Consider the following 12,693-nt stretch of genomic DNA (forward strand, 5'->3'; position numbering starts at 1 on the left):
CCCCAAAAGTACCGGCTGCGATAAATCCTCGTTTCCAACGTTGCGGTTCGGTTTCCGGCCGGATGCGAGAAGGATTCGCACCGGTTACGATTCGGGTTTTCGAAATCCAGCTCCCGGATTCGCCAGGACCCCATGCCATCATGGCCGCGTCCTGCACATCCGAACAAAGGAGTGACCATGTTCGACAGCGGCTCCACTACCTTCATGCTCGTTTGCACCATGCTCGTGTTCCTCATGACACCGGGTCTGGCGTTCTTCTACGGCGGCTTAGCGCGCCGGAAGAACGTCGTGAACACGATGCTCATGTGCTTCGGCATCATCGGGCTCGTCGGCATCCTATGGGTTGTCGCGGGCTGGTCGTTCGCCTACGGCGGCGACGGCTCGCTCTCGTTCTTCGGGGGCTTTGACCAGATGCTCGCGTTGCCGACCGTATCCGACCTGCTCGCCGAGGCGAGCAACCCACCCGCCGACGCGACCTACCCCGGCGTCGTCGACATCGCCTTCCAGATGGCCTTCGCCATGATCACCTCGGCGATCGTGACCGGCTCGCTCGCCGGACGCGTGCGCTTCGGGTTCATCGCGCTGTTCATGGGCATCTGGGTGCTCGTGGTCTACGCACCGCTCGCCCATATGGTATGGGGCGGCGAGGGATCGCTCATAGGTGACGTCATCGGAGCCCTCGATTTCGCGGGCGGCGACGTCGTGCACATCTCCTCGGGCGTGACCGGCCTCATCCTCTGCCTCATGGTGGGCGGCCGCCGCGGATTCGGCGTCATGAGCTACCGTCCGCACAACGTGCCGTTCGTCGCCCTCGGCGCCGGGCTGCTGTGGTTCGGTTGGTTCGGTTTCAACGGCGGTTCCGCGTTCGCGGCCGACGGCATCGCCGCGCTGGCGGTGCTCAACACGGTGACCGCGAGCGCCGCGGGCCTGGCCTCGTGGATGGTGGTCGAGCGCGTCTGCACCGGCAAGCCCACCCTCGTGGGCGCGAGCACCGGTTTGGTGGCGGGCCTCGTGGTGGTCACGCCGGGCGCCGGCTTCGTCGAGCCGTGGGCGGCCCTCGTCATGGGCGCGATCGTGTCCCCCGTATGCTACCTGGCCATCTCGCACCTCAAGGCCCGTTTCGGCTACGACGACGCGCTCGATGCGTTCGGCTGCCACGGGGTGGGCGGCATCCTGGGCGGCGTGCTCACGGGCCTGTTCTGCGTGCCCGAGCTCTCATGGACCGAGCACGGCGGCCTGCTCTACACCGGCGACCCCGCGCTGCTCATCGACCAGATCCTCGGCATCGCGGTGACCCTGGTCATCGTGGTTGTGCTCGACCTCGTCATCGCCTTCGTCGTGCGCGCGCTGATGGGCGGCAAGATCAGGGTTGACGAAGCCGACGAGGCGCTGGGCCTCGACGTCGCCGAGCACGGCGAGAGCGCGTACCCGGCGTTCAGCGGATTGGACTGATCATGAGCCGCTCCATGATGCGATCCCCGATCCCCGCGGCTCAGCTCATCCGCCGCGTCCGCTCGCTCGCGTTCGGACGCACCGCCGCGCACGGGGAAGCCGCGCACGGGAGCGGGCGCCGACACGACGACGACACAAGAAGGAAGGAAGCGAAATGAAGAGAATCACCGCGATCGTTCGCGCCGAGAAGCTCGAGGCACTGAAGGACGCGCTGTTCGCCGCAAACGTCCGCGGCATGACCATCGTCCAGGTGATGGGCTGCGGCAACCAGCACGGATGGAAGGAGTACGTGCGCGGCACCGAGGTCCTTCTTAACACCATCCCCAAGGTGCAGTTCGACCTTGTTGTACAGGAATCCCAGGTAGACGAGGTGATCGAGGTCATCTGCAGCGCCGCGCGCACCGGCGAGGTGGGCGACGGCAAGATCTTCGTGGCTCCCGTCGAGGAAGTCGTCCGCATCCGAACGGGCGAACGGGGCGCCTCCGCGCTGTAGTTGCACGGGCCGCCCGCGCCTCGCATCGGGATTCCCGGCGCGGGGCGCGGGTGGGTTGGTTGAGAACGGGTTCTTTCCAACCCATGCTCGACGTCGCGACGGTTTCTGCGGGAAGGCGCCACAGCGGCCCGGGAGCCCGGAATGCAAATCGGGGACGTACCTTCTGCATGCACTTTTGCACGGCGGGGACGCCCCTTCGGCGCGCGCTTGCACGAGCCCCGTATCCACGGTGGCATAACAGGGACTAACATGAATAACCTCCGCGGGGCGGGCCCTGTGACACAGAGCGGACCGTTTGGCACGCTAACTCCTTTTACAGACCCCCTTTAGCGTGCCAAACGGTCCGTTTTGTGTCATCGGCACCTCTTCGCCCCTCTCGTAAGACACGGAATCTGCCCGTATACGCGCGATGGGCAAACCGCACCGCAAAACCCCAGGAAAGAGGGGGTCACTATATCTCAAAATAGAATTTGGTATCAAAACGGAAAGTATGAATAGCAAACGGCCATATTTGACATGCCTGTGACCTGCGGTTTCCTTGGCGGGCCGGTTCCGGAGCCCCCGGGGAGGACCTTCGATCAGCCCGTAAGCGGCCCTTATTGCCCAAGTTTTGATACCAAATTAAATATGAAGCGCCCGTGCACCCTGATAAAACCTTTAACCAAGGTGCGGTTCCGCACGCGGACGGATACAACCGCCCCTTCACACGCTCCGGGAGTCCGATCGGCACAAAAGCAATCGGTCGGTGTTCCCTAGTTGATGAGCATGCGCTTCATGGGTTTACGGCACACCCGGCACTCCGGAGTCGATCCAAACATGTACTCGACCGTCCTGCCGCACGCGGGGCACACGAACGTCACGGGAAACCTCGCCCCAAAGAACCCGCCGGAAGCCTCGTTCAGCTCGTCGTCGGACAGTTCCTCGCCCTGCACGCGATCCCTCTCGTCAGCCATATGCCCCTCCATCTCGCATGTATCAATCGTTGCGAGCCGCGCTGCCGCAGCCCTCCTGGCCGTCCCCATGATACAAACCGAGAGGCCCGAACCGGGCAGCGCCGGAATGAAGGCCTCGCATTCGGAACGAATGGGCGCCCCGCACCAACCAAGGTGCGGGGCGCCCATCATCTCGGACGTATTGCGATCAGCAGATCCGCTGCGATGCGCCTCGGGCCGTTAGCAGACGCCCTGGGCCATCATGGCGTCGGCGACCTTCAGGAAGCCGGCGATGTTGGCACCGGTGACGAAGTCGCCCTCGTGGCCATAGGCGCGGGCGGTGTCGTCCACGTTGTGGAACATGCCGCGCATGAGGCTCTCGAGCTTGCCGTCGACCTCCTCGAACGACCAGGACAGGTGCTCGGCGTTCTGGCTCATCTCGAGGCCGGACACGAGCACGCCGCCCGCGTTCGCCGCCTTACCGGGCATGAACGCGACACCGTTCTTCTGCAGGTAGATGGTGGCATCAGGCGTGGTGGGCATGTTCGCGCCCTCGCCGACGACCTTGCAGCCGTTCGCCACGAGCGCCTTCGCGTCGTCGAGGTGCAGGGTGTTCTCGCGGGCGCAGGGCAGCGCGATGTCGCAGGGCAGCTGCCACACGCCGCGGCCGTCGCCGTCGTGCCACGTGGCACCCGGGCGCTCGTCGACGTACATCGCGAGGCTCACGCCGGCATCATGGCCGGAGCGCTTCTTGTTGTAGATGCCCTCGAGCACCTTGTAGTCGACGCCGTCGGGATCCTCGATCCAGCCCTTGGTGTCGGAAGCGGCGATGACCTTGCCGCCGAGCTGGGTAACCTTCTGGATGGCGTAGATGGCGACGTTGCCGGAGCCGTGGACCACGACGGTCTTGCCCTCGAACGAATCGCCCGAGCTCTTGAGGTACTCGTCGACGAAGTACACGAGGCCGTAGCCGGTGGCCTCGGTGCGGGCGAGCGAGCCGCCGAAGGTGAGGCCCTTGCCGGTGAGCACGCCGCTCCACTCGTTCTTCAGGCGCTTGTACTGGCCGAACAGGTAGCCGATCTCGCGGCCGCCGACGCCGAGGTCGCCTGCGGGCACGTCGGTGTTGGGGCCGATGTGACGGGCGAGCTCGGTCATGAAGCTCTGGCAGAACGCCATGACCTCGCGGTTGGACTTGCCCTTGGGATCGAAGTCCGAGCCGCCCTTGCCGCCGCCCATGGGCAGCGTGGTCAGGCTGTTCTTGAAGATCTGCTCGAAGCCGAGAAACTTCAGCATGCCGAGCGTGACGGTCGGGTTGAAGCGCAGGCCGCCCTTGTAGGGGCCGAGCGCGGAGTTGTACTCAACGCGGAAACCGCGGTTGACCTGGATCTTGCCCTCGTCGTCGACCCACGGCACGCGGAACATCACGACGCGCTCGGGCTCGACGAGGCGCTCGAGCAAGGCGGCCTCCTCGAATTCAGGATGCGCCTCGAGAGCGGGCTCGATGGTCTCGAGAACCTCGATGGCGGCCTGAAGGAATTCGGGCTGATCGGCATAGCGATCGCGAAGCTCAGCGATAACTTTCTCAGAATACGACATATGGGTTACCTCTCCATTCGTTCCTCTCGAATGCGGCACCCATGCTACACGCGCGAAGCCTTCTTTACCGTAACAAAGTATATGGAACATTTTTGGTGAGACGCGTTTTGCCTGCTCACAAATGTCGTAATGGTTTCGGATGTTGCAAAAACGTTTCACGGTTGTTTCGCATTATTACGCGCCTGAAACATCTTTGGGTCATCTGGGGATGGGCTGAAACGAACCCGTCCCCAAATGACCCATGCCCGGAAGGCTATCTCACGATGACGCGCGAGGACCCCTCGTACTCCCCGACCGCTCCAATACGCTGGACGGCAGGGACGGCGGGAGACGCCGCCTTGAGCGCGGCCTCGAGCGCATCCGCGTCATCGGGATGCACGGAGAACAGCAGGCCGCCGGAGGTCTGCGGATCGAACAGCACGTCAGCCACGGCCAGCGGGACCGAATCGGCGATGCTCACCTCGGCCTCGGCATAGCGGCGGTTGCGGTACACGCCCGCGGGGAGGATGCCCATGGCGGCGTAGTCGAGCACGCCCGGCAGGAACTCGAACGCCGTCGAATCCAACGTGACCTGGGTGTCGGAGCCCTGCGCCAGCTCGAGTGTGTGCCCGAGCACGGCGAAGCCCGTAATGTCGGTGCAGGCGTGCACGCGATACGGGCGCGCCACCTCGGCCGCCGCGCGGTTGAGCGTGCTCATGATCCGCTCGACGAGCTCGCGCTCGTCCTCCCCCGCGAGCCCGCCCTTGAGCGCCGTGGTCAGCACGCCGATACCGACCGGCTTAGTGTAGATGAGCACGTCGCCGACCTGCGCGGTGTCGTTGCGCAGAAGCTTTGCCGGATCGATGACGCCGGTGACGGACAGGCCGTATTTCGGCTCGTCGTCGTAGATGCTGTGCCCGCCCGCGACGATGGCGCCCGCCTCGGCGACCTTGGTGGCGCCGCCGCGCAGTATCTCGCGCACCGCGTCTTTGGGCATGCTCTCGGGCACCGCCATGATGTTCAGCGCCGTGATGGGGCGGCCGCCCATCGCGTAGATGTCGGAGAGGGCGTTTGCCGCCGCGATCTGCCCGAACGTGAACGGATCGTCGGCGATGGGCGGGAAGAAGTCGAGCGTCTGCACGATGGCGAGATCGTCGCGCAGCCGGTAGACCGCCGCATCGTCCGCATGGTCGAAGCCCACGAGCAGGTTGGGGTCGCGCATATCGGGAAAGCCCTCGAACAGGCTCGCGAGCTCGCCTGCGCCCACCTTGGCCCCGCATCCGGCGCAGTCGGCGAGCTTCGTCAGTTTGACCTTGGTTTCCATAGGACCTTCCTTCCTCGCCGCGCCCCGCGCGGCGCGCGGCCGGCTCCCGTGCAGGCCTTAAGGGCCCGCTCGCACGAGACCGCGCCGTGGGTGGATTACAGCACGAGGGCGTAGATGCCCTCGGGAACGAGATGCCCGGCGACCGAGGCCTCGAACGCCGCGAGCACCGCCTCGTCATGCGGCATGGACCACGCCATGCCGCATTCGGAGTCGATCTCGACGGGCAGCGGGATGATGCGCCCCTCGACCCCGGCCTCATGGCACAGGCGCTCGGCTTCCATCGCATCGAACGTGCTGGAGAACGAGGCGACGTAGCGCTCGGTCCTTACACGACCCATCGGGTCCCCTTTCGTACAGCCCGAAGATCACCTGTCATCGCACAGATTGCATGCGATGTCCCGCAGCGCAAAGATCGCCGCATCGATATCCTCTTCGGTCGTATACCATCCGAACGAGAACCGTACCGCTCCGCGCTCGAGCGTGCCGAGCGCAGCGTGCATGCGCGGGGCGCAGTGCAAACCGGCCCTCGTGGCGATATCGTACTCGCAGGCGAGCCTGTCGGCCAGACTCGACGAGTCGATGCCCTCGAGGTTGAGCGCCACCACGCCGGTGTGCCCGTGGCCGTCGCGATCGCCGTACACGACGATACCGGGGATGGACGAGACGCCTTGGATGAAACGCTCCCTCAGCTTCCGATCGTGCTCCGCCACGCGCTCGACGCCCAGCTCGAGCAGGAACTCGAGGGCGGCATCGAGGCCCGCGAGCCCATGGGCGTTCATGGTCCCCGCCTCGAGATGCTCCGGGTAGCTCGGCGGCTGGAAGGGGTCGGCGCTCTTGACGCCGGTGCCCCCGTGAACGAGCGGAGCGAGCTCCAGGTCAGGCACGACCGCAAGGCCGCCGGTGCCCTGCGGACCCATGAGCGCCTTGTGACCGGTGAAGCAGAGGACGTCGATGCCGAGCGCGTCCATGCCGACCGGCAGCGCGCCGAGCGTCTGGGACGCGTCGAGCACGAACCGGGCGCCGTGCCCGTGCGCCGCGCGGACAAGCTCCGGCACATCGGTTACCGCGCCCGTGAGGTTCGAGGCGTGCGTGGCGACGACCGCGCGCGTGGTGGGCCTGAACAGCCCCTCGAGCTCTTCCATGCGAAGCCGCCCGCTGGCGTCTGCGCGCACGTAGTCAAGCTCGATGACACCGCGGCGCTCGAGCTCGTGCAGGGGCCTCAGCACGGAATTGTGCTCGAAATCGGTCGTGATCACATGGTCGCCCTCGTGCAGCATGCCGAACAGGGCGGTATTCAGCGCCATCGTGGCGTTCTGCGTGAAGGCGACGCGCTCGGGATGCGCGAAGCCGATGAGGCGGGCGAGCCGGACGCGGGCGCTCGCGACCGACCGGGCCGCGACCAGATCGCTTGTCGACGCGCCGCGCGAGCAACTGCCCGCCCCGGCGAGGGCGGCAACGACCGCCTCGGTCACCGCGGGCGGTTTTCGGATCGTCGTCGCAGCGTTGTTCAAGTAGATCATGCCGAGGTTCCCCCAGACCGCGTGGCCTACAGCGTCACGACCTTGTCGGGACCGAGCACGAACTCCGAGATGGCGTACAGGTTCGTGACACCGCCGACGGCGAGCTTGTCGCGCAGGCCGTGGAAGTCGAGGCAGGTGCCGCAGGTCAGCACTTCGCAGCCGCGACGCTCAAGCTCGCGCACGTCCTCGACGAGCTCGGAGCCCTCGCAGGTGAGGGCGGCGCCGTCGTTGAAGAACACGATGCGGTGCGGGGGCTCCTCCGCCTGCGACATGGCGTACACGAGGCCCTTGATCAGGATGTTCCCGAGCTCGGGCGCGCCCTGGCCGAGTGCACGAGAGCCGACGAAGACCGTGACCGGCTGCTTTGTGGGGGCTGCCTCCGGCACCGGGCACGCGATGCCCGCCTCGGCGAGCGCCGCCTCATCCCCCGCGGGATTCTCGGCGGCCTGGGCGGACACGCCCGAGATCGCGACGGCCCATCCGCCCTCGATCTCGTCGACCGCCACCTCGCCCTGCTTGCTCGACGCCAGACGCTTGAGGTTCTCGACCGCCACCGTGTTGTCCACGAGCACGCGGACCGAGCCGCTCGACGCGGGGTCCTGCAGCGCCTTCATGGCACGGATGACGGGCTTGGGACAGGTCTCACCGAAGCAGTTGATCTCGATCATGGGCGTCGTCCTTTCAACTCGACCCGTCCGCGCGGCAGGCTGGCGGGCAATCATTATCCTCACGGTAAGGATAATTATAAATAATCTGATTGCCAGACAATTCGTCAGGCACGATCTTTCGCTATGCGGACGCCCTCGCGATGCGAACGGCGGGCCCCGTCGACACAAGGCAAAGGGCGGGCGCGCCGCGACGCACCCGCCCCAGACGAGAAGCTCGTTCGCAGAACGCTCCCGAGACTACTCCTGCTTGTGATAGACGAACCAATAGCCGAGCGCCACGATGAGCGCGCCGCCGACGATGTTTCCGAGCGTCGCCGCTGACAGGTTGAACAGGATGCCCCCGATGTTCAGCGAGGCCGCACCGGCGATCTCCGACCCGTAGCCGTTCGCGACCATCATGGCACCCATCGGCAAAAAGTACATGTTCGCCACGCAGTGCTCAAAACCGCAGGCCACGAACGCGGAGATGGGAAGCAGGATGCCCACGACCTTGTCGACCACGGTCTTGCCCGCGAAACCGATCCATACGGCAAGGCACACGAAGATGTTGCACAGGATTCCCCGGAAGAACAGCGTGACCCAGTCGGGCGTCACCTTGCCGGCCGCGACAGACACCATGGACGCGGCGACCGTCTCGCCGTTGAGCTTGTAGATGCCGGCGAAAAACACGAGGGCCACCACGACGAGCGCGCCGGCGAAGTTGCCGAGCCAGACCGTCATCCAGTTGCGCACGAGGTCGCCCGCGGAGATCTTTCCCGACTTGAGGGCGCAGACCATGAGCGAGTTGCCCGTGAACAGCTCCGCCCCGCACAGCAGCACGAGAACAAGGCCGAGGCAGAAGCACAGGCCGCCGATGACGCGCTGCAGCCCCCAGGTAAGATCGGTGTCGGCGAGGAAGACCGTGAAGAACAACCCGCCGAACGCGATGAACGCGCCGGCGAACATGGCGAGCACGAACGCCTTGCCGAACGGAAGCTGCGCCTTGGTGACGGCAGCGGCCTCCGCCTTGGCCTCGATGGCAGCGGGCGCCAGGCATTCGGGCGTCGGAAGATCATGAGCTTGCTGTTGAGACATGCGGTACCCCTTTCCCATCGTTTCACCGCGCATCTATCTTACGCCCCTGCCGGAAGGGCGGGGACGCCAGACGGTTTCGATGTGACGATTTGAAACGAAGTGGGTTCGGGCAGAATGGGTTGAAATGAACCCGTCCCCAAACAACCCATCGGTGGGCAAAACGACCGCGTCTCAGAGCGCACCGATGCGCCGTATCCGCCCGGCGGCGAAACCGCACCTTGGTAAAAGGTTTTATCAAGGTGCGCGGGTGCCTCGTTTTGAATTTGGTATCAATCTTCGCAGTAAAAAGGGCGTTTTCGGGGCGCTCCAGGCGTTCTGCGATGACCCTCGCGGTAGTCTCCTCGGAGAAACCGCAGGTCAGGAGCTTGTCGGATTTGTCCGTGTCTCTTAAGTACCTCGAAGATTGATACCAAATTCATTTATCTAATATATTGACCCCCGCTTTCCTGAGGTTTTGCGGTGCCGGACGCCCACCGAGCGCATATCCGGACTCTGCGGTTCGTGTACCGGCTTGCCCAGAGAGCCCGATGTGCACGCCAAAGGGGTGTCCCCGATTTGCAAAAGTGCATGCAGAAGGTACGTCCCTGATTTGCACTTACCCAAGCAACCCATCCTGGCAATTTACTGGCAACGCTTACTGGCACCTACGACAAAAAGAAAACAGGTCAGACCGTTTGCCGTGTCTGACCTGCTGTTTTTCTGGAGCGGGCGACGGGAATCGAACCCGCGTCATCAGCTTGGAAGGCTGGGGTTCTACCATTGAACTACGCCCGCAAGATATGGTCGGGACGACAGGATTCGAACCTGCGACATCCTGCTCCCAAAGCAGGCGCGCTACCAAACTGCGCCACGTCCCGAAGGTGTTGAGCAGCTGGGGTCTCTGACCCTGCTTGTCCCAAGGCCTACTCAGTATAGGGCACGTCCCGCAAGCTCGCAACAACTCAAATTGTCACCACAAGCGCTATGGCAGCGTTAGTCGTCCCAGCGATCATCCCGGTCGTCATCATCGTCGTGATCATCCCAGTCGTCGCGGTCGTCGTCATCGTCGTCATCGTCGTCATTGTCGTCCCGGTCGTCATCCCAGTCATCGTCGAACCGATCGTCGTCCCAGCCATCATCGTGGTCGTCGTCCCAGTTGTCATCGTGGTCGTCATCCCAACCGTCGTCCCACTGGTCGTCATCGTCGTCGTACCGGTCATCATCCCAGTCGTCGTCCCAGTCGTCGCGGTCGTCGTCCCACCCGTCGTCGTCGAGATCCCAGTCGTCATCCCACTCGTCTCCATAGTGGAGGAAGCGGCTGTCGGTCGTCTTGGTCATCGAGACGAACTCGCTGCGGGTGCAGGGCTGGTTGCCGTTGAGCGCGCCGCCGTTGCCCATGACGCCGGCCTGAACCGCCCAAGCGACGACTTCGCGGGCCCATTCCGAGACAGACCCGGCATCCTGATAGCGGTTCAGAACAGACGTGTTGCCGGCCCTGTTTCCCGCGAGAACGCACAGGATCTTTGCCGCCTGCTCTCGGGTCAGCGAATCCCAGGGATCGAAGGTGAGCCGGCCGTCCGCATGCACCGTGCCGGAGAAGATCCCCTGCTGCTGGGCCCATGTCGCGGCGGTCTTTGCCCAGCCGAGCTCAGAGGCGTCATCGAAGCGCGGCTCTCCGGACACGGCGGGCTGTCCGGCGAGGTTGTAGAGAATGGCCGCGGCCTGGGCGCGGTTGACGGGCTGGTCCGCTCCCCAAGATCCATCGGGGAAGCCGTTGATGACGCCGTTGCGGTCCGCCCAGTCGATGACCCCGCTCGTCGCCGCCCAATGGTCGGCGGGAACATCATGGTAGCTCTTGTAGGCTGCGTAGGCCGTTGCGGGTGCAAAGGCGGCGGCGGCAACGGTCACACTGGCGAGGCCGGCCACGATAGCGCGGCACGCCTTGTCGTTGATGCGCATGATCTTGTCTCCTCCTAGTCGATTGCGCCTGCGGGCGTATGCCCACGATTAGCCTACCATGGAGGGGTCCATTATTTGCCACCTGCAGCATGAGGATGCGGTAACGCTTGTGTCAGCATCGTGTAAGGGATGCGCGGACAAGCCCAAATAGCATCCGTTCGCCGAGAAGCCGCCTCGACCTGTGCATCACATTGTGGTATAGACCAGGAGCCTTGCTCCACCGCGCATACGAGGGACAGCCCCCCATACGCAGCGGGACGAAAACCTGCCGCTACGCTCTTCGCGCCGCACGGGTCTTCTGGACGCGGTTCACCTTCTCCGCGGCGATGACCATGATCACGAGGAACACGCCGAGGTAGATCGGGTACAGCTCGATCGAGATGTACTGCGCGAGGATGCCGAACAGAGGCGAGCACACCAGGAAGCCGACGTAGGCGATCGCCATCTGCATACCGGTAAGCTCGAGCGCCACGTCGTCGCCGAAGCGCGCCGGCGTGGCGTGGATGATCGACGGGTAGATGGGCGCGCAGCCAAGACCGATCAGCACGAGCGCGGGCGCCAGCACGTCGTGGCCCCATGGCGAGATCATGGTGAGCACGCCGGCCGCGATGAGCGCCTGCCCCAAGCGGATCATCTGGCTATCGGAGCATTTGAGCGACAGAAAGCCGCTGAGGGCCCTGCCGACCGTGATGCCGATGTAGAACATCGACGCCCAGCTCGCCGCCGTCTGCGTCGGCACGCCCGCCGCGAGCGAGCTGTACGACGCGGCCCAGTTGCCGCAGGTGCCCTCGACCGCGCAGTAGCAGAAGAAGCACAGGAGCACCGCGACAACGCCGTCGATGCGCAGCAGCTCGCGCCGCGTGCGACGAACCGGAGCACCCCCTTCGCGACCCTTCGCCTTGGGCAGCTTGCGGTCGCGCCACAGCGGCAGCGACAGCGTGAGCACCGCCACGATCGCAAGCTGGATGGCGCCAAGCGCGCGAAACCCGTCGTTCCACACGCCCATCCCCAAACAGGCGCCCATGATCATCGGGCCGCCGCTCGCCCCGACGCCCCACATGCAGTGCAACCAGCTCATATGCTGGCTCTCGTAATGAACGGCGACATAGGCGTTCAGCGCCGCATCGACGGCGCCGGCCCCCAGGCCGTAGGGTATGGCCAGCAGGCAGAGCTGCCAGAACTCATGGGACAGCGAGAAGCCGATGAGCGCGAGCGCGGTCAGAAGCACGCTTGCCGCCGTCACGCGTCCGGTCCCGAACCGCTCGACCACGCGCACCGACATCAGGCTCGACACGATCGTGCCCGCAGAGATGATCATCGTGACGGCGCCGACCCACGAAAGGCTCGCCCCGAGCGACGGGGCCATGGCCGGCCATGCCGAGCCGATGGCGGAATCGGGCAGACCGAGCGCCACGAACGCAAGGTAGATGATGGGCAGCAATCCGGCAGGCATTGCGTCTTCTCCAGGCGATCGACTTGTATGGACAACAGCACGCCATCGTAGCATACCTGCAGCGCCGACAGGGTACAGGACGGCAACGCGGTATAGACAGGCCGCATCCGCGCATCTTGCCGCCTGCGCAAAAAGCCGCCCCGCCCTTCGAGTCGCTTGAGGGCGGGGCGGATGCCTAAGGACGGTCGACGGTACGCTATAGGCACGTCACCCTATCGAGGGTACGGTATAGGCACGCTTCCGAGCGAAAAACGTGCCTATACC

The 12,693-nt window shown here is 64.8% G+C and carries 11 protein-coding genes and 2 tRNA genes; 2 read left to right on the plus strand and 11 right to left on the minus strand.

The window, feature by feature from the left end:
* Positions 1–177 precede the first annotated feature (177 nt).
* Together QVN30_RS10565 and QVN30_RS10570 are read left to right on the plus strand one after the other, a co-directional pair.
* On the plus strand, positions 178–1,452 hold the full coding sequence (locus QVN30_RS10565) for an ammonium transporter (RefSeq protein WP_289836325.1): 1,275 nt from the start codon (positions 178–180) through the stop codon (positions 1,450–1,452).
* Between the two features lie 154 nt (positions 1,453–1,606).
* Positions 1,607–1,945, plus strand: coding sequence for a P-II family nitrogen regulator (locus QVN30_RS10570; protein WP_204541200.1), 339 nt, complete (start codon positions 1,607–1,609; stop codon positions 1,943–1,945).
* 752 nt (positions 1,946–2,697) lie between these two features.
* Here QVN30_RS10570 and QVN30_RS10575 read toward each other — a convergent pair.
* The 11 genes from QVN30_RS10575 to QVN30_RS10625 form a co-directional block, all read right to left on the minus strand.
* Complete coding sequence (locus QVN30_RS10575; RefSeq protein ID WP_204541197.1) at positions 2,698–2,898, minus strand: hypothetical protein; 201 nt, start codon at positions 2,896–2,898, stop codon at positions 2,698–2,700.
* Between the two features lie 219 nt (positions 2,899–3,117).
* Complete coding sequence (gene gdhA / locus QVN30_RS10580; protein ID WP_289836326.1) at positions 3,118–4,473, minus strand: NADP-specific glutamate dehydrogenase; 1,356 nt, start codon at positions 4,471–4,473, stop codon at positions 3,118–3,120.
* A 253-nt stretch (positions 4,474–4,726) separates the two neighbouring features.
* Positions 4,727–5,776 (minus strand): selenide, water dikinase SelD, encoded by a 1,050-nt coding sequence (gene selD / locus QVN30_RS10585; protein WP_289836327.1) that lies wholly within the window; start codon positions 5,774–5,776, stop codon positions 4,727–4,729.
* Positions 5,777–5,871: 95 nt separating this feature from the next.
* Complete coding sequence (locus QVN30_RS10590; RefSeq protein WP_158095764.1) at positions 5,872–6,114, minus strand: putative Se/S carrier protein; 243 nt, start codon at positions 6,112–6,114, stop codon at positions 5,872–5,874.
* 27 nt (positions 6,115–6,141) lie between these two features.
* Positions 6,142–7,296, minus strand: a complete 1,155-nt coding sequence (locus tag QVN30_RS10595) for an aminotransferase class V-fold PLP-dependent enzyme (protein WP_289836328.1) — start codon at positions 7,294–7,296, stop codon at positions 6,142–6,144.
* A 26-nt stretch (positions 7,297–7,322) separates the two neighbouring features.
* Positions 7,323–7,964, minus strand: coding sequence for a sulfurtransferase-like selenium metabolism protein YedF (gene yedF / locus QVN30_RS10600; RefSeq protein WP_204571477.1), 642 nt, complete (start codon positions 7,962–7,964; stop codon positions 7,323–7,325).
* A gap of 237 nt (positions 7,965–8,201) precedes the next feature.
* On the minus strand, positions 8,202–9,038 hold the full coding sequence (locus QVN30_RS10605; RefSeq protein ID WP_289836329.1) for a formate/nitrite transporter family protein: 837 nt from the start codon (positions 9,036–9,038) through the stop codon (positions 8,202–8,204).
* 700 nt (positions 9,039–9,738) lie between these two features.
* Positions 9,739–9,812: transfer RNA gene (locus tag QVN30_RS10610), tRNA-Gly, on the minus strand.
* Positions 9,813–9,818: 6 nt separating this feature from the next.
* Positions 9,819–9,895 (minus strand) — tRNA-Pro (locus QVN30_RS10615).
* A gap of 115 nt (positions 9,896–10,010) precedes the next feature.
* A complete protein-coding gene (locus QVN30_RS10620) occupies positions 10,011–10,976 on the minus strand; it encodes an S-layer homology domain-containing protein (protein WP_289836330.1) in 966 nt (321 codons plus the stop codon).
* Positions 10,977–11,247: 271 nt separating this feature from the next.
* The gene (locus QVN30_RS10625) at positions 11,248–12,429 is read right to left on the minus strand and encodes an MFS transporter (protein ID WP_289836331.1); all 1,182 of its coding nucleotides are present in this window, start codon (positions 12,427–12,429) and stop codon (positions 11,248–11,250) included.
* Between the last annotated feature and the right edge of the window lie 264 nt (positions 12,430–12,693).

The organism is Collinsella ihumii (genome assembly GCF_030385545.1).
Lineage (GTDB): Bacteria > Actinomycetota > Coriobacteriia > Coriobacteriales > Coriobacteriaceae > Collinsella > Collinsella ihumii.

Coding starts and splice junctions, on each gene's coding strand:
- QVN30_RS10565 (WP_289836325.1), top strand. CDS start 178: ATGTTCGACAGCGGCTCCACTACCTTCATGCTCGTTTGCACCATGCTC.
- QVN30_RS10570 (WP_204541200.1), top strand. CDS start 1,607: ATGAAGAGAATCACCGCGATCGTTCGCGCCGAGAAGCTCGAGGCACTG.
- QVN30_RS10575 (WP_204541197.1), bottom strand. CDS start 2,898: ATGGCTGACGAGAGGGATCGCGTGCAGGGCGAGGAACTGTCCGACGAC.
- gdhA (WP_289836326.1), bottom strand. CDS start 4,473: ATGTCGTATTCTGAGAAAGTTATCGCTGAGCTTCGCGATCGCTATGCC.
- selD (WP_289836327.1), bottom strand. CDS start 5,776: ATGGAAACCAAGGTCAAACTGACGAAGCTCGCCGACTGCGCCGGATGC.
- QVN30_RS10590 (WP_158095764.1), bottom strand. CDS start 6,114: ATGGGTCGTGTAAGGACCGAGCGCTACGTCGCCTCGTTCTCCAGCACG.
- QVN30_RS10595 (WP_289836328.1), bottom strand. CDS start 7,296: ATGATCTACTTGAACAACGCTGCGACGACGATCCGAAAACCGCCCGCG.
- yedF (WP_204571477.1), bottom strand. CDS start 7,964: ATGATCGAGATCAACTGCTTCGGTGAGACCTGTCCCAAGCCCGTCATC.
- QVN30_RS10605 (WP_289836329.1), bottom strand. CDS start 9,038: ATGTCTCAACAGCAAGCTCATGATCTTCCGACGCCCGAATGCCTGGCG.
- QVN30_RS10620 (WP_289836330.1), bottom strand. CDS start 10,976: ATGCGCATCAACGACAAGGCGTGCCGCGCTATCGTGGCCGGCCTCGCC.
- QVN30_RS10625 (WP_289836331.1), bottom strand. CDS start 12,429: ATGCCTGCCGGATTGCTGCCCATCATCTACCTTGCGTTCGTGGCGCTC.